Origin of the sequence: Streptomyces callyspongiae, from assembly GCF_047200695.1 — a bacterium.
Taxonomy (GTDB): Bacteria; Actinomycetota; Actinomycetes; order Streptomycetales; family Streptomycetaceae; genus Streptomyces.
The window spans coordinates 1-376 of record NZ_JBJZOM010000064.1; the positions used below are offsets into that span (position 1 = coordinate 1).

1 protein-coding gene is annotated in these 376 nt (G+C 68.1%); it reads right to left on the reverse strand.

What is annotated here, in order from left to right; all coding sequences use genetic code 11:
• A partial coding sequence (locus tag ACL06G_RS21535; RefSeq protein WP_412788175.1) for a condensation domain-containing protein occupies positions 1-364 on the reverse strand: 364 nt, incomplete at its 3' end.
• Between the last annotated feature and the right edge of the window lie 12 nt (positions 365-376).

Below are 376 nucleotides of genomic sequence, written 5' to 3' on the forward strand. Positions count from 1 at the left end.
CGACGAGTTCGCTCATCACCCGGCTGATGCTCCAGCCGTCCAGGATGGCGTGGTGGGCGCTCCACACCAGTTGGTAGGTGGCGTCGGCGGTGCGGACCAGGAGCATCCGCCACTGCGGCATGTCCTGCGGGGTGAAGCCCCGGGTGCGGTCCTTCTGGAGGTATTCCTGGAGCTGTTCCTGCTGGGCCTCGGGGGTCCTGGAGCGCCAGTCCTCGACCTCGAGGGGGACCCGGGCGTCGTCCCAGACCAGCTGGTAGCGATCGTTGCTCTCGGTCTCCCAGAAGCTGGTGCGCAGGATGGGGTGCCGTCGCATGACCTGCGACCAGGCGTCCCGGAACGCGTCGACGTCCAGGTCCTGATCCATCCGGAGGAGCTG